Annotated in this window: 19 protein-coding genes; 7 read left to right on the top strand and 12 right to left on the bottom strand. The window is 41.4% G+C overall.

Features of this window, described 5'->3' with window-relative positions:
- Nucleotides 1–21: 21 nt before the first annotated feature.
- Complete coding sequence (locus ACN20O_RS16710; RefSeq protein ID WP_142409541.1) at nucleotides 22–927, bottom strand: phosphate/phosphite/phosphonate ABC transporter substrate-binding protein; 906 nt, start codon at nucleotides 925–927, stop codon at nucleotides 22–24.
- Nucleotides 928–1091: 164 nt separating this feature from the next.
- On the opposite strand from ACN20O_RS16710, the gene ACN20O_RS16715 reads away from it, so the two are divergent.
- The gene (locus ACN20O_RS16715) at nucleotides 1092–1556 is read left to right on the top strand and encodes a hypothetical protein (RefSeq protein WP_491635283.1); all 465 of its coding nucleotides are present in this window, start codon (nucleotides 1092–1094) and stop codon (nucleotides 1554–1556) included.
- Between the two features lie 23 nt (nucleotides 1557–1579).
- On the opposite strand, the gene ACN20O_RS16720 is transcribed toward ACN20O_RS16715, so the two are convergent.
- The 5 genes from ACN20O_RS16720 to ACN20O_RS16740 form a co-directional block, all read right to left on the bottom strand.
- A complete protein-coding gene (locus ACN20O_RS16720; RefSeq protein ID WP_491635285.1) occupies nucleotides 1580–2233 on the bottom strand; it encodes a hypothetical protein in 654 nt (217 codons plus the stop codon).
- A 132-nt stretch (nucleotides 2234–2365) separates the two neighbouring features.
- Nucleotides 2366–3022: a class I SAM-dependent methyltransferase gene (locus tag ACN20O_RS16725; RefSeq protein ID WP_491635287.1), complete on the bottom strand. Its 657-nt coding sequence runs from the start codon at nucleotides 3020–3022 to the stop codon at nucleotides 2366–2368.
- A gap of 21 nt (nucleotides 3023–3043) precedes the next feature.
- A complete protein-coding gene (locus tag ACN20O_RS16730; protein ID WP_142409537.1) occupies nucleotides 3044–3373 on the bottom strand; it encodes a hypothetical protein in 330 nt (109 codons plus the stop codon).
- On the bottom strand, nucleotides 3370–4194 hold the full coding sequence (locus ACN20O_RS16735; RefSeq protein WP_491635289.1) for a hypothetical protein: 825 nt from the start codon (nucleotides 4192–4194) through the stop codon (nucleotides 3370–3372). The genes ACN20O_RS16730 and ACN20O_RS16735 overlap by 4 nt, the downstream gene beginning before the upstream one ends.
- 119 nt (nucleotides 4195–4313) lie before the next feature.
- Entirely contained in the window at nucleotides 4314–5072 is a 759-nt protein-coding gene (locus ACN20O_RS16740) for a DUF4360 domain-containing protein (protein ID WP_491635291.1), read from the bottom strand.
- 226 nt (nucleotides 5073–5298) lie between these two features.
- Here ACN20O_RS16740 and ACN20O_RS16745 point away from each other — a divergent pair, with 226 nt between their 5' ends.
- The gene (locus ACN20O_RS16745) at nucleotides 5299–5907 is read left to right on the top strand and encodes a DUF4360 domain-containing protein (protein WP_142409534.1); all 609 of its coding nucleotides are present in this window, start codon (nucleotides 5299–5301) and stop codon (nucleotides 5905–5907) included.
- Nucleotides 5908–5957: 50 nt separating this feature from the next.
- Here ACN20O_RS16745 and ACN20O_RS16750 read toward each other — a convergent pair whose 3' ends face one another.
- Nucleotides 5958–7580, bottom strand: a complete 1623-nt coding sequence (locus ACN20O_RS16750; protein ID WP_491635293.1) for a C45 family peptidase — start codon at nucleotides 7578–7580, stop codon at nucleotides 5958–5960.
- A gap of 32 nt (nucleotides 7581–7612) precedes the next feature.
- On the opposite strand from ACN20O_RS16750, the gene ACN20O_RS16755 reads away from it, so the two are divergent.
- Entirely contained in the window at nucleotides 7613–7852 is a 240-nt protein-coding gene (locus ACN20O_RS16755) for a hypothetical protein (RefSeq protein WP_491635295.1), read from the top strand.
- On the opposite strand, the gene ACN20O_RS16760 is transcribed toward ACN20O_RS16755, so the two are convergent.
- Nucleotides 7813–8976, bottom strand: a complete 1164-nt coding sequence (locus ACN20O_RS16760) for a phosphatase domain-containing protein (RefSeq protein ID WP_491635297.1) — start codon at nucleotides 8974–8976, stop codon at nucleotides 7813–7815. The genes ACN20O_RS16755 and ACN20O_RS16760 overlap by 40 nt on opposite strands.
- Nucleotides 8977–9042: 66 nt before the next feature.
- Here ACN20O_RS16760 and ACN20O_RS16765 point away from each other — a divergent pair, with 66 nt between their 5' ends.
- Nucleotides 9043–9783, top strand: coding sequence for an MgtC/SapB family protein (locus tag ACN20O_RS16765; protein ID WP_491635299.1), 741 nt, complete (start codon nucleotides 9043–9045; stop codon nucleotides 9781–9783).
- Here ACN20O_RS16765 and ACN20O_RS16770 read toward each other — a convergent pair whose 3' ends face one another.
- From ACN20O_RS16770 to ACN20O_RS16780, 3 genes are read right to left on the bottom strand one after another with little or no spacing between them, the layout of a single operon-like run.
- A complete protein-coding gene (locus ACN20O_RS16770) occupies nucleotides 9784–10977 on the bottom strand; it encodes an Hsp20/alpha crystallin family protein (protein WP_491635301.1) in 1194 nt (397 codons plus the stop codon).
- Entirely contained in the window at nucleotides 10974–11261 is a 288-nt protein-coding gene (locus tag ACN20O_RS16775; RefSeq protein WP_491635303.1) for a hypothetical protein, read from the bottom strand. The genes ACN20O_RS16770 and ACN20O_RS16775 overlap by 4 nt, the downstream gene beginning before the upstream one ends.
- A gap of 3 nt (nucleotides 11262–11264) precedes the next feature.
- Entirely contained in the window at nucleotides 11265–11576 is a 312-nt protein-coding gene (locus tag ACN20O_RS16780; protein WP_491635305.1) for a hypothetical protein, read from the bottom strand.
- A 250-nt stretch (nucleotides 11577–11826) separates the two neighbouring features.
- On the opposite strand from ACN20O_RS16780, the gene ACN20O_RS16785 reads away from it, so the two are divergent.
- Together ACN20O_RS16785 and ACN20O_RS16790 are read left to right on the top strand one after the other, a co-directional pair.
- On the top strand, nucleotides 11827–12702 hold the full coding sequence (locus tag ACN20O_RS16785) for a hypothetical protein (RefSeq protein WP_491635307.1): 876 nt from the start codon (nucleotides 11827–11829) through the stop codon (nucleotides 12700–12702).
- Nucleotides 12702–13625 carry a hypothetical protein gene (locus ACN20O_RS16790; RefSeq protein ID WP_491635309.1) on the top strand — a complete coding sequence of 308 codons (924 nt, stop codon included), beginning with the start codon at nucleotides 12702–12704 and terminating at the stop codon, nucleotides 13623–13625. The genes ACN20O_RS16785 and ACN20O_RS16790 overlap by 1 nt, the downstream gene beginning before the upstream one ends.
- A gap of 6 nt (nucleotides 13626–13631) precedes the next feature.
- On the opposite strand, the gene ACN20O_RS16795 is transcribed toward ACN20O_RS16790, so the two are convergent.
- Nucleotides 13632–14312, bottom strand: coding sequence for a hypothetical protein (locus ACN20O_RS16795; RefSeq protein WP_491635311.1), 681 nt, complete (start codon nucleotides 14310–14312; stop codon nucleotides 13632–13634).
- 128 nt (nucleotides 14313–14440) lie between these two features.
- Between ACN20O_RS16795 and ACN20O_RS16800 the strand changes: the two genes are divergently transcribed.
- A complete protein-coding gene (locus ACN20O_RS16800) occupies nucleotides 14441–15709 on the top strand; it encodes a hypothetical protein (RefSeq protein WP_491635313.1) in 1269 nt (422 codons plus the stop codon).
- The last annotated feature ends 1 nt before the right edge of the window (nucleotide 15710 follow it).

Here is a 15710-nt window from a genome sequence, read left to right on the forward strand (position 1 = left end):
TAAATGAGTTCAAAAAAAAGATTACTTAACTAGAGCACCAACGTCTACGTTAGCAGCTTTAATAACTGCGCGAAGAGAGTCGTAGTCCTTGTTTGAAGCAGGAACGATTCCGTCGATAGCGTAGATGTTTTTGAAAGTCGTTTTTCCTTCTTCAGTTGAAAGGTACTTGTTAAGAGCAGCAACGATCTTAGTAGTGATTGCTGGGTCGATTCCTTTTCTGAATACGAATGGGTCGTTAGGAATTTTGTCAGTGATTTTTAGAACTTTTACTTTCTGCTCAACGTCTGGGAATTGAGTCATAACTCTCTCTCTAGCGTCTTTGATTTTTCCATCGAAAGCATCAGAGTAGAAAGCAGCACCAGCATCAACCTGACCTTGGTAGATCATAGTGATAACGTTGTCGTGCTTTTGAGCAAACATTGTGTTTCCAAGTTGAACTTTAGCATCTTTGAAGATTTTTAGCGGGTAAAGGTATCCAGAAGTTGAAGAAGCGTCTGTGAACGCGAATTTCTTTCCGTTTAGGTCTTTAAGGTCTTTGATTCCAGACTTTGCAGAAACGTAGATCGCTCCAGCGTAGTAGTCTTTTCCGTGGCGAAGAGCTTTAAGTTTAGCTTCTGCTCCGAATTTTGTATTTGCAAGCAGGTAACCAAAAGAGTTCATAACCGCAACGTCAGCACGGTTTGAACCGAAAGCTTCTACTACAGCGATGAAGTTAGATGGAATCCCAGACTTGAAGTAAAGTCCTGTTTCTTTTTCCATGAATTTTAGAAAAGAAGTTGAGTTTGTAGCAATTGTGTTGGCATCAACAGAAGGCGTGAAGAAAATTTTAACTGGGTTATCGCGAGTACCTAGTTTGTCTTCGGCCATAGCAACAGTAGACACAGCAATCAGTAAAAGGCCCACTAATGGTCTTTTCAAGAACTTCATGAAAATCTCCTAGAATAAAGAATTCAACAGTTTATATTAAAAAATGATGGGTCAAACTAACATAGAATATTAGATTTGGTTAGTCAGGAATTGATTTTATTGGCCGTTTTTTGAAAAGATGTTACTTTTTACAGTGAAGAGATCTTATTTGAGAGGATGTTGCAGTGAATAAAAAGACTGTTTTTTCAATGATAGCGCTTACAATGGCCTTGAGTACAAGTTCATTTGCGGAGATTAAAACCTATCAATCCACTGACAACACAGGTCTAAATAAGAAAGAGCAAATCGATAACCTTGAGCGCTACTTGATGGAGCTATCGGGGTCTTTGAAAAATATGGAAGCAAAACTTGATGCCAATACGATCAAACTTAAAACACTTGAAGACGTCGTCAAAGCACTCAAGGATCAGGACATAAAAAAAATCCAGGATCAATTGGGGCAGAAAAAAACTGATTCACCAGCGACGGCCCAAGCAACTCCAGGACCGACAGCACAAGAGATGGAGAAATTAAAGGCGGATATTTTAACGCTTAAAAATGAAGACATCGAGAAGGTTCAGTCAGATATCAGAAATCTTAATTCATCAGTAGAATACATTCAGAAAATGCTAAAAATCGGGCAGAAATAACTCCTGCCCGACCCACTTATTTTTTAGAACTTAACTTGACCAACAGCTAGTGAAAGCGTCGTTGCTTCTTTTGAAGCGTACACGAAGTATCCAACAGCTTTGTTGTCAACGTTAGTTGAAAGAATTGATCTCGAAGTTAATAATTCACTTGGGTCAAGTGAAAGCTTAGTGCCTTTTACTTCAACGTTAGCGTTCAGGTAAAGGTATCCATTGAATGGTGAAAGCCATACGCCAACAGATGTGTAGTCAAAAGGAGCTTTTACAGGAAGAGCGATCGCGTCTTCAAGTGAAAGAGAAGCATATAAATTTGTGTTCCCTGCGAATTTTTCCAGGTTTGTTTCACATGTCTCATCATCAGACTGGTGAGTGATTGAAGCGAAAACTTTTTTCGTGATATTTTTTGTCCATCCAGTGTTTTTGTCAGCAAGTTTGAAGTTCATTTCACCAACTTCAAAGTTAGCAGTTGTGACACAGAAAAGATCGTTGTCATCGCGGTGAGTGCTGAAAGAGAGAGTTGTTTCAGAAACTGTTTTCTTAGCGCTTAGGTTAACTGTCATTTCATAAAGACCAGCGTTTGTATTTCCGTATGTATTCGTGAAATCCAGAGTTGCTTTTTGTTCAAAAGCAAACGAGCTGAGTGACGTTAAAAGTAGGGCCATTGAAAGCATAGTTTTCATGAGTGTCTCCTTACAGGGGTGATTTGGCCGATTTATGCCAGTTTTTCGGACGACACTCAAGTTATGATTGTGTTAGGTTTTCGTTTTGAAAAAGCATTTAAAGAAGCGTTTAAAGAAGCATTTAAAGAAGCGTTATTGGATATTAGAAAGAAAGTAGGTCTGCACTTCTACAACACCTACGGCCTGCATTTTCTCACTGGCAGCATTCATTTGTGAGCTGGCCATCTTAAGAAAAATCCCCATGTTTTTATAAGCACTCTTCACTTCTTCTGGTGAAATTTTAAAGGGAGGTCCGTAATCATCTGGCCCCTGATGATCAATAGCGCCTAAAAAAAGAATGGTGTGATTATCAATGAGAGTCGACATATGGGCGTAGTACGCAGGTCTTTTTTCATGATCGAAAACCACCTGGCTGGCGCGGTCATACATGACATCAAAAGGAGTTTGGTTTTTATAGTCAAAAAAATCGCCGGCATAAAAAGTGATGTTTTTCCCATAATAGGTGTGATCTTTTTTAGTGTAAGGGATTTTATTTTCGTTGAAGAAGGCAAGGACTGCACCTTCATAAAATTCAATGGCCGTCACATGGGCGCCCTGTTCAAGGAAAAAAAGAATGTCATTGGTTTTTCCAGCAAGGGGAATGAGCACCGTTTTGTTTTTCAAGTCGATGTCTTTAAAAAAATCTACCATCGCCTGATTGTATTCTTGCTGGTGAAAGCGAATCACGCCTTCTTTCCAGACGTCGCTCCAGAATTCTTTAGGTGTAAGGGGCAGAGTGTTATCAGTCATGCCCCCTAACGTAACTTAAGATTATTGAAATGTAAAAAAACCTTCAAATTCTTGCGCGGAGATGACGCTTTTATCGACCACAACTTTTGTGACGTCGGAAATTTTAGGGTCTACGCGGTCACTTGAGGCAGCTACAGCGATTTGTTTGCAGTCACCCTTCATGACAATTCCTGATGGGTGAATAAAGCCCGCAAGCCTTGCTAATGAAAGTTTTGAACCTGCTCCCGTTAATTCGCCCATGCGAACCTGAAAGCCTTGCTTTTTTAGTTCATCAAGGCTGTGCTGATCGATTGCAAAAGCACTTGTCATGGAAGAGACCACAAAAAGAAGAGAAAAAATGATTATTTTCATTGGAGCACTCCTGTATTGGCTTCATTTAAAGGTGTCGGACCCATAACGTCTGAGACGATTAGGGCAAAATAAGGTAGATCCCCTTGAAGGGATTCGGTATTCATCACGTCGTAAATTTTTTTGACGGCATCTTTTTCGATTTCTTTGATTTTTTTGATTCCTTCTTCACTCATACCTTCAGAAAGTGAGTAGAAAAGGTTTAAACCACTTTTTACGTCACATGGTTTGTAGAGATCGACCAGGGCATGGCTTAGTTCATGGGCGAGGGCAAGGTCGACTGAGAAATTCTTCTCTCTGGCATGAAGCCTTTCATCTTTATCGTTTTTTAAAATCCAGTTTTTATCAATAAGGTCGATGAGTTTTCTCAATCCCACCAGGCCAAAAGCATTTTTGACATCATCAATGCTCGTTCCATTTTTGTTGGCGGCCATTTTATAGATCAGGTAGCAGAACTTATCCTGAAACACAGTATTTAGATCTGCGCTCATTTCATGTGTTGAAGATTTTTCATCAAAGATGAACTGATCAAAACATTTCTTGAGAAGATCGGCGATTGGGCCTTCGACTAGTTTTAAGATTTTTGAGATTTTTCTTTCTTTTAACAGGTAAGACGTCAGGGCCAGAACGGTATGAGGAGCAAGCTCGCTTCGTTGCTCCTCCTGCATGAGTCGTCTCATGGTTGTGGCCGGAACTCCACTTCTTTGTGCTAAAGCATTGAGTGTAAGGCCCGGGTGTTTATCCAGGTAAGCAGCAGTCATGCGTCTGAGCTCCTGATTAACTGAGAAAGATGAATGTGAATGTTCTGAAGTTGTTTCATTCATATTTCTTGGTTGTAACAGTTGAATAAAAAAAGCAAAACAAAATTCTATTAGTTGTAGGAAAGAGTTAGGTATAGAGAATCAACTGGCGCCATTAAGGCACCAGTTAATCATTAATAGTTTTAGATACAAACTTGTTGTGTGCGCCCGTCAACTCTGACTAAACGACAGTTTCTCCCCGGTTGAGTTTGTGGTTGCGAATTTGAGCCACATGATGAAGTGAGTGCTCTGAGTCTCAGGCCCCCTTTAATGTCAGAGGTATCCATTGTAATGCTTCCCTGCGATTGGGATTCAAATCCAGCAAGAATTTGGCTACTTAAAGTGTGTTGCAGTCTGATTGAAACCACATCTGTCGCTGATCCGCGGGCACACTGTGAAGGAATGGCAATGGTCTTTAGGGCCGACACTGTAAAATCTTCTTCCTGGTTAGAGAAAGTGTTAAACCATAATCTTTCGGCCAGCGTTTCCGGGTTTCTACTTCCTACTGATTCTGTCCCCAGACCTGATTTACTCACTAAGAAACTTTTAAAGCTTCCTTGAACGCCTCTATCTAAAGTTGCAAAGCCGCGCATATCGTAAGCGACTTCTAAGGAATCAAGTTTTACTCCTGCCGGAACTTTAACATCTAAAAAAATATTACAGTTAAGTGTTGAGATATTGCGCGAGACTTTTGGACCGGCGTTTAAGACCGGAACGCGAGATTCAAACTGAGAAAAAATTAAACTGGCGCTGCTCGCATCTGGTGCCAGGACAATGGTAGTTAGTTCACTTGGACAACCAACACCACCTACTCGGATGTTTTGCAGTTTAAAGTCGGCCGCATATAAAGATGTGGCAGTAGTGAGTGAAAGAAAAGACAGTGCTGTGATTAATGTTTTCATAGGCCCCCCTATGTTTCTATATGTAACGGATGGTGAAGTTGCTTTCAATACCAAAGAGTGTGTGAATTCTTTTTGTCCGCCAGCTGGCGATGACATGATTTTCTAAAAAACCACGTGGCGGTCAAACTCAAAGCGTGCACATTTTGAACTTTCTTTTGAAAAAAATATCCATTAAAAAATTGAATACGAACAAAAAAGTTCGTTTCTATTGAGGGGGAAAATTTTTATGACAAACAAGAAACTTCTAGGACTCTGTCTGGCGCTTACAACTCTTTCATCTGTGGCGATGGCCGATCTTAACGACATCAAACTTGGTGTTCCAGGATATGGTGGGAACGGATGTCCAGCAAACTCTGCTTCTGTTACACTAAGTGAAGACGCAAAATCACTTTCAATCATCTTTGATCAGTTTATTGTTGAAGCTGGAGGGATGAACAAACAGACAGAGCGAAAAACCTGTAATATTGCCATTCCAGTTCACGTGCCACAAGGATACAGCGTTTCAGTTATCGACGTCGACTACCGCGGGTACGTTTCACTTCCATCACAGGCCTCTGCGCGCCTTACTGCTGAATACTTCCTGGCCGGATCTCTGGGACCTCGCTTCGATAAAACTTTCCTAGGCCGCACAGATACAGATTACACATTTAAAAACGTGATCGGGATCAACGCGCAAGTTTGGTCACCATGTGGAGCTGACACAATTTTACGTGTAAACGCGGCGATGCTGGTAAAGACAAACCGTTACATGGATGAAGCGATGGCAACTGTGGACTCTGCTGACTTTAAAGCGGGGATTTTATACCAATTGCAATGGAGAAGATGTTCTCTATAGTTGATAATGATTCTTCCAAAGAAAAAAGGCTTCCTTCGGGAAGCCTTTTTTTATGCCGTTAACACGTAAATCACGTCTAAAATATCTATTCTCGGGACAATCATTCCTTTGCTGGCCACATGGAAAACCGCTCGTGGGATCATGAGCTCTCGGTTGTAAATCTCTCTTAATTTTTTCGTTTGAATTTTATCTTCTTCTAAACTTGGAGGAAGTTTTAAAATTCTCTCCAGTCGTCCAATGAAAAGCAAACATTGGTCATTCAAATAAGGAGGAAGATGGTCTTCAAATTTTTTAAATTCACCAAGTAAATTTGCCAGAACCTGTGGGTGAGACTCGTATAAATACTGAGCAATAAGAAAATAAAACTCAGCAATTTTTCTCTCTGGATAGTGTTCTAAATGGTCAATGGCCATTTGCAGATAGTGGTAAATAGACTGCGAATCATGGGCATCAAATCCTTTTTGTGCTTCCATCATCAGGTGAAGGCCAGTGTGGTACTCAGGATCAAAATTGACTGCTTTTTTAAGCTTGTGAGGAGCTTGTTTGGCCCTTCCAAAGGAATCGCTGATCTCGATTATGTCGGTGTTAAAAATCTTTGGGGCCGGCCCGCCTAAGTAAAGCGCCCTTTTCGCAGTTGGATTCATGGTCATAATCGAAAGACTGGTTGAAGTGACGTTGTCGAGTTCATAGTCTTTAAAATTGCGCGATGTAATCTTTTGATCCAGCGGCGTCGACATCAGTTGAATCAATTCCGCTTCTGTCGGCTGTGCTTTTTTCTTGTCCAGGAACTTGTGAATCTTTTTAGTGGCAATACTCTCTCTCATCAGGTTGTATTGATCAAAACCCAATGGAAGAAATTGTCTCTGGTTGAGTGATTTATCTTCGAGATGATTACAAAAATAGAGAATTCCCGTCTCTGGAACCTCAAGTTCGTTGATAAAAGGTTTATCGCCGTGAAGGTCACAGGCGAGGACTTCGCCGTTTTTAAACGTCATATACAAACACCAGGTCGTGATCGTCTGATGAGTGTTGATAAATTCGATCGCCGATTTTTTATCGCGGGCCTTTTTTGTCAGGGCAAAGATGTATTCAAAAATCGACATCCCTTTCGGGTTAAAAATATTGGTGAATTTCTGGTGCAAGGCCAGAGTTATTCCATCTTCAGTCATCAGAGTGATTGAGGGATAGGGAATACCGCTTGCTCCAAAGCCTAACATTTTCGGCATGCCAGTCAGGTCGTAGGAAATGGCGCGCTCATAACGATCGTATGAACCTTGTAAGGGGAAATCGAGGATGCGCCCATGAACGACTTCGCCTTCCGGGTTTCTTAGCATAAAACTGGAACAACCCAGGTTTCCTTTGATAAATCCCGGTGCCCATTTACTCATTGAGCTCACGAGTTCGGGAATCAGCATCACATAGGCCGCCTCATCAACGGCGATCCCCATGCCTTCAGCGTAGTGCTTTAGGTGACGGAATTGATCGGTATTTTTTAAAAGGGAATTCTTTAGGACGGCCTTTCCCACTTCCTGAATAACTAAGTTTACGGAGTTCCAGGGCGTTCTCAGCATCATTTTGACGTCTTGATGAACAAGTTTTCCCACTTCGCGGTCCTTGAGCCCCAGTTGGTAAAAGTTTTCGTCTATGTCGCCGATCAAAGTAAGTAGATCCATATCTTTGTTGGGTCCTAAAAGTGGAGTGATGTATGTTTGATATTGTAAATGCAAATGACCTTGGAAGCAATCAATGGCTCAATATCTTCCTTCTGATCGCCGCTCTTTTTAGAGTGTATTTAGAGATTATTAAATTTGATTTTGCTGCTCTTCCATTGACCAAAGGAATGTTTCAAGGAGATGAAGAGCGCGCCCGTCAATTTCACCGCAGCGGACTTTTTTTGAGTCTGGGTTATATTGTGCTTTCTGCGCCTTTTACGCTTTTTGCCTGAGCTTCTTCCATCATTTTTTGGAACTCATCCTGGTAGAGCCCGTCGTACATCTCAATCATCTCGAGGTACTTCTTTTGCTTTTCAAAAATAGGTGAGAGTTGGAGCTCGTCAGTTTTGAAGCGCTTTCTGATATAAATCTTGATACCGATTTTTTTCCCGCGGCTTTCTTTTCTTTTTCTGGTTAGAAGATTATCCAGCTGATAGATCTTATTTAAAAACTGTGAGTTTTGTTTTTTCTTAAGCTGAAAAATATCCTGCTCTTTAATTTCATTCCAGATAACCCAAGGATCAATGTTTTCACGCAGGATTTTTGTCAACGTCAAATAGATCGTCGGGTCCGACTCAAAATTATCGCCCATAAGTACCAGCTCATCCGGAATCCCGGTCATCAGTAGAATATCTAAAAGGTGATTGAGCTTGTAGAGACCCTGAAGCTTTAAATCCTTCGTGGTTAATTCACCATCGAGGAATGAAAAAAAGTGGCGGTAGTCTTTTAAAAAAATCCCGGCAGAAAAAATATTATTCTTATATAACCAGTCTCTCATGGCATCTTCATAAAAATGCGGAGAGGCCGAAAGAATAAACGGGTGATGCCCGCGGCGGATATAGCGATGAAGAATTTCTACCGAGCTTGCCACTGTTGGGTTTTCCTCCAGCGAGCGGGTCAGTGAGCGGTAGACTTCTTTAGTTGTTGAATACTTCGTATCAACCAGAGTCTTGTCAAAATCACAGATAATAAGTTTTTTCGGAGAAAAGATGCGCAGAGGGATGTATGTCCCTAGATGCAGCTCCAGCCCCGGTCTTTTTTTGGTTTCGTAAATTTGCAGGATCTCGATTTCTTCGCGCTCCTTGGTCAGCGGGATCTTGAAATTAAAGTTTCCAAAAGAGTCAGATTCAAAAGATTTTTTGTAAATCTCACGTTGATCCTTTGAGACCCCAATTATCTTCATGGTGAATTGGTAACCGTTTAAGAGACGCAGGGCCTGAATAGGAAGTTTCGTCGTCACAATGTCGAAGTCCAGATTCTGGGCCATCAGGTTTTCTTTCATTGTAATAGAGGCCTTGATGTTGATTGAATCATCAGTGACAATGGCCAAAAAATGTACAAGGTGAGGTCTTTTCATAAACGTTGTTGCTCTCTTAGGTGAAGTATAGCAGAATTAAGAAATAGTTAAAAAGGATTATTGCAGATGGGGCATGTCGAACAAACTGTCTATATTGAATATTTAGGAAACGTTGACGTTTATTTAGGAATGGGAATCAAGATTGTTACAGGTCTGATTCTGGGAAGCTTAGTAGGTTATGACCGCGAACAGAAAATGAAGAACGCGGGGATCAAAACGAACGTTTTGATCTGTTTAGGAGCGACTCTCTATACAGCTATTTCAATGCTCGGGCACGTTCAAGGCGGCGGGATTGAGTACGATTCTGCGAGGATTCCAGCTCAGATCGTTTCGGGGATCGGTTTCCTTGGTGCCGGTGCCATCATGAAAGATAAAGGTAACATCATCGGACTTACGACTGCAGCGACTATTTGGGTTGTGGCGTCAATCGGGATGACAATCGGGTATGGATTCCCGGTTATTGCGACTATTTTTACGATTACAATTCTTTCGGTTTTAAAACTTCTAGGCCCAATCTATCAAGGCTTCGAGTCGACGAAAAACCACAAATACTATCATATTGAAGTTCTTTCACACGGGGATATTAAAAACCTGGTTAAAGAAATCGTCTTCAACACGACTGATAGAATTGATGAGCTTCACGAGCAGATTGTCGATAAGGAAACGAACAAGAGACACATTGATTTCTACGTGTACATGCACCCGAAAAAAATGCGTATCATGGGTGATGAACTTCGCGACATCGTCCAGGTTGACCGCGTTCACTATCACCAGATAGAAAGCAAAAGCACGACAAGCGAGACTTAATTAAGCTTTTTTGATTTTAAAAGTCAGCACCCCGTCCTGATAGTTCTGGGTGATGTGTTTTGGGCTCAGGAGATCCTTAGCGTTGAACTCTTTTGAGAAAAGTTCACTGCGGGTAGACCTGTTTACACTGCCATCTTCGCTGTTCATGCTATCAGTGTATTTTCTTGAAAGGGTGATTTTAATATTTCGCCCTTGAGTTGAAAGGTGCACGTTTTCTTTCTCATAATCGGCCACAGGCAGGCTGATTGTCACTGTTTCTAAGTCTTCCACCATACTTGGGTTTAGTTTATCCACGCGGTAGAAAGGGTCAGTGACCTTGTCAGAGATTTGCTTTTTTTCACTTGAGGTCTGATCGACCATTTTTTTCACGTCAGCGGCAAATGTCGTTTTTAAATGGCCCAGGATTTCATCGTGTTCCTTAACCATTCTTTCATAACGGACCTTAAAATCGGCCTCTCGCTGCTTGAGCATGTCTTGTTGGTGTTTATCCTGAAATGTCATCTGATCTTTGTGGACTCGGTTTTTTTCGTCACTTAAGCGCTTATTTTTTTCCGCGTCCATCGTCATCATTTTTTTGAGTTCGCTTTTTTGTCTTTCGACTTCCTGATTGTGAAGGCGTACATCGTTGTCGAGTTTGTCGCGGAAGTTGCGCTCACCTGCAGCTGCTTTTTGATTGAAGTCGCTTGATAGGGCATTGATCTCATATTGAGCGTTACTTTCCATCGCCATTTTTTCGATTTTTGATTTCGTTGCGATTTCTTTTACCGCATCCTGAGTAGAGCTCTGGATTTCGCGTTGTGCTTCCTCAGAACTTAAGTACTGATCTTGGAAGTTAATTTCCATCTGATCTTTTAAATCGGCGAGTTTTTCGCGGTGAGAGCCTTTTAGCGCTTCCTGCTCTTTTTCAACAGTATCCTGGGCCTTTTTCAACTGGTTTTGGTAGCCCTGCATTTTTTCTTCGTAATTTTTAGTTTCACCGACTAGGCGCTGGTTGTTGCGATCAAGGCCTTGCATGTACTCGCGTTCGCCTTCCGTTTTGGCGGCAGCGAGCTTTTTGTCATAGAGCTCGTCGACTTGTTTGATTTCCTGCTCTTTGCTGGCGATCTTTTTTTCCAGGCCATGATTCATGCGTTTTAGCAGGTCCTCATTGTCCTTAAATCTTTGCGCCATTTCCGAATTGGCAGGGATTTTCATTGGGCACTTCCTTCGAGCTCACGCCCTTCACTCATACTACAGATGGATTTTTTGCTCGTATCGCCCATGCAAACCCATGAGCGCAAGAGGTTCACTTCAATTGAATCCTTCCCTCCGTGATAGACAGCGTAGGCAGAAGGGTTCATGGTTGAAGTCACCAGTTGAGCGTTAGTAGGGTTGATGTTTTTTAATTTAGAGCGGACATAATACTGATAAACTCTATATTCACCAAAAGCTTGTGAAGAAAGGAGAGTTAAAAGTAGAATGATTGATCCGTGTTTCATTTTCTAGTGAAGCTCCGGCCTTTGATCAAGGATTTTTCCTTCAACCAGTTTAAAGAAAGCTTTCATAAAAAGTTTTCTGTCTTCATCACACATTGAAAGCAGCACTGTTTTTTTGTGTTCAAGTTGACGGTGTTTAGAGACTTGTTGAAAAAGTTTTTTCGCTCTGGCGCGCTCGATTCCTGTAATTTTTTGGAATCTTTTTTCTTTCATGTCTGGATCATTCATCCAAATGTCGTGAAACAGAGGGAAGTGTCCCGTTGTTCCAAGGTGAATCAGGGCCTTCATTGATTCTTCAGGGCGATAAGTAATGTCCAAACAATCCTCCTAATAGTCGCTCGCTCATCCTAAGCAAGTACCTTTTATTTTACTGGGCACCCCCGACTTTTTAGGAGAGGGTAACTTTGTCCTTATTTTTTCGATTCGAAGGATTCTCATAACTTAAGATATTTGCCCGGAATAGTCGGATAAATTTTCAGGGTATGGATTTAAAAAAAGTTTAAGTATACTATTAAGGAGTAAACATTTGCCCATAAGATTTGGGCAAAAATTGACCAGGAAGGTTTGAATGAGGAAGTCTCTGCTTTTATCGTGTGCTCTTATTTCTTTAAACGCACATGCCTTGGTGGATTATTCAGAAACTGTAAACGAACCCGCTGATAAATCACCTTCCAAATCAGTTCAAAAAATGTCAAAACCACAAAGTTCAGGATCGGGAAGAAGTCTTTCCTGGAAAGCGGATATGTCGCTTGAAACAAATTATGAATCGCTTGAAGTCGGTGGCAATAAATATGGAGTGATGAACTTCGCCACTCACATTCAAACGCCGGTGGATGTTTATTTTGATGCTTCTTACTGGCACGTCAATGGCGATGAAGGCTCATCAAGTGGTAACCCAAAACTTATTTTAGGATTTAACTGGCTTCGTTTTGGAAACCCAAGCGAAGAAGCAAGAGTCGATATCTATGGTGGAGCGAAACTTTCTTCAAGTTCAAAACTTGGAAGTTCGCGCACGGATAAAATCATTGGTGCTGAAACAACAAAACGTTTTGGAACATTCGGTCTGGGGATCGGCTACGACGTAACTCTGGTAGGGAAACCAAAAAATTCACAAGAGCGTGCTATTGGAAATATCAGCCGCCTGACAATCAGCGGGGGATGGATGGTCTCTAACGACATTCAATTTGAGATCGAAGCTGAAAGTTTTACTATCGATAAAGCTAAAGACACTAACCTCGCAGCACGCCTGGGCGAGAAAGTGAGTTTTTCAACCTTATCACCCAAAGTCAATCTGGGGCTTGCACCGGCCGTTAACCTGGAGCTGGGAGCGAGATTCAGAATGAAAAAAGCAAAGAGCGAAGCTGACCTGATGTCGGCCAAAGTTTTTGACCTCCACGGGGCAAATTCCAACTCTCTTTTTGCGGGACTTAACTTAACAATCTAGTGACAACATTAAAAAAACCTCTTTATTTCTGTAACGAATGCAAAAAAGTAATGGGTCATCTCGATGACCTGCTCTTTGTTGATGAATACTCCCTTAAAGGCTTCTGCTCTGAAGACTGCATCGAAGACTTTTATTTTCCACTGATTAAATATTATGAAGTGATGGAGAGTTCTCTTCGAAAAAAACTTAATCTCCTAGATGAGGCCGTCAATCAGATCGTCGATCAGGAGATGGTGGAAGAGGTGCTGGCCACTCCGGATGAGATTTACCGCCAGAGCAATGAACTCCATGAAACCTATTACAATTTTATAAAGCACTACTCACACTCCTCGGTGATTGTAGTCACCAGCGTCTATCGCAAAGAAGCGTCTTTTGTCTTTTTGACAACCAGAACCAGCTCCAAGGCCTTAATTAACGAATTTAGAACTGGAGAAGAAGTGCGCGATTGGTTTTCTTCTTTAAACGAAGAAGAGGCACCTACGGGCATGATGAGTGTATCCGAAGAAGAATTTGCGGCCGGTATGGAAGAGGCCGATGCTGACGAGGACATGATCTTTCTTCAGCTCCTGGAAAGTAAAAAATCAAAAGTTCTTGCTGATATCCTGATTAAAAGAAAAGACAACGATATTCCTTTTGAAGACTATTCAGGTTACGAGTCTTGTTTCCAGGAGACTCTGGATCAACCGGATGAAGTTTTTGAAACCCGCGACAATGAAGGGGATAAACTCTTTCATTACATTAAATCATTTTCGATGGGCACTCGTGCAGATGAGAGTTTTTTCTACATTGTCATTTGCCTGAAGAGAAATTCAGACAATGCTACGACAAATGTCTACCCGATTCTGGCATTGCCGACGATTGATATGGAAATGTGTCAGGAATTTAGGACCGGTACAAGATTGACCGGCCCTATACAAAATTAGAATTGATTAAAAAGATTTTAGAACGTACTGGCCGACAGTTTTGAAGGCCTGGCAGTAATAAGCGTTGTTGTACGCTAAAGCGTTCATACAAGTCTTATAGGCGTCTAAAGTCATCATCGTACGGTTGTATGGTGATGAGTAGTAGTAGCTTGTATCCTTAAAGAACATGACAGAGTTAATAAGGGCACTGCTGTACTGAGTGTATTTTACGAAAGTGATTTTCTTGACAGTTTTAGGATCAGAGAATGTCCCGCACATTGGGTTACCAACGTAAATCGAATTAGATCCGCTTGTCGTGTGTGGGATAAAACAAATGCTCACATCCCCAGAACTTCCGACAGGTGGAGTTTTAACTTGCATGTAGAAGCTGTTTTTATCAGTACTACTTTGGCATAGAGTGTATGAACCAAGGTGAGTGCTTGTCGATTCAAATCCATTGACTCCGTCAGTAGAGAACTTACAGTGAGAAGCATCTGAAGGAATGTTTGTGTTGGTCGTTGTTGCAGTTGTATTGTCTGTCGTTGTTCCACCCAGATCAATACCGCTGCCAGTTGTCGTTCCATTGCCAGTTAGTGAGTTTCCACTTTGAGATGAAATGATTGATCTTGCAGACCTAGGTGAGTCACAAGAGGTTGCAAAGATAGCAGTAGAGACTAGCAATACAAGTGTTGGAATGTGTTTTTTCATAAAATTACCTTACCCCAAAGAAGGCGTGGCCTATTAGTTCATTAAACTCTTCGGCTATTATTTTAAATAGTTTAGCCAAAATCGAGGGACCCCCTAATCTTAATGCTTTAACGAGTCGATAAGGGGTTATGTTAAAAAAGATTATTTACCTGATCATAACACTGGCCCTTTTGGGAGGTGCTGTTGTCCTGGTGGCGATTGCCCCATACCACATCTATACCCTGACGTTGACGGAAGGGGTGAACACACAGTTTTTACAAATGAAGCCAACCAAAGCTGTGTTTTATGACGGTGAAACAATCGACGTTAAGATCCCAGAGAGAATGGATGATGAAAGACTGTATCAGAGTGTTCATTTTGGGCATTTTGAAATGCCGATGCCCATTAACCATTCGCTCTTTTCTTTAATTCCTATTATTCGTATTGAAGCTGCAGGACCGAGGCTTGGAGCAAGTTTTCAAAACTCTAAGAACTTAGAGTTTTTTAGTTTTATGATAGAGAGGCCTTATAAGTTTGAAACAACTTCAGGTGATCAGAAGATTTTTATCCTGCCGATTTTTAAAAACTACATCAATCGCAAAAGTAGTGATGATGTTTGGGCCGATGTATTTAAAAAACAACTTTCGCTTCCATCTAACGAAGGAAAAAGTTTCTTTGAATCACTAGTGACTTTGCAGGACGTGAGCTATTACGAGCTGGTTTACAATCTCTATATTCTTTACAACCGCCATTTTGTTTTACCTGAAGAGACGACAAAGTTTTCCTTTTATCCTGAACAAAATATGGGGATCGTAGAGCTTCCAAGTAATAGCGACAAGATGAAAGTCGAGCGCTTATTTATCATTGAAAAAGGATTGATCTATCCGGTTTTAATTAAAACAAAAACGAACGAAGTGGCCGCGATGAATTTCAGAACCAAGTTTATCCGCGAGATTAAATACAAGGCCACAAGCACAGATTCGGCCATTCCGATCTACGCCCGTTATAAGCAGATCTCTTACACCCAGCGCCTGGATCAGCAGGGGATGATTTATCTTTATTCGGCGTGGTCGCACGATTTGAATAACCGCGATTTCGTTCGTGTTATTATCTTGTTTCTTGAGCGCGGGAAACTTAACCTGAAGTACTTAAAACCGTTTTATGAGTTTGCTTACCGCAAATTCGGGTCAACACTTTCATCGGCCAGTGGTTATTTAAATGAGACGGCGACAGAGGCCTTAAAACGCAAGATGAGTGAAGAGCTTGACAAAGAAGTGAATCAGGAATCAGTTGATGGCAAACCAAAGTTTGAAGGGCAATTCAGCACTCCTGAAGAAAACATTCAGTTCAATCTTCAGAAGGCCAAAGACAATAAGGTCAATTCAGATGATAGTGATAAAGTGCTCTCGATTGAATAGT

The sequence above is a fragment of the Bacteriovorax sp. As-1 genome (assembly GCF_058446905.1).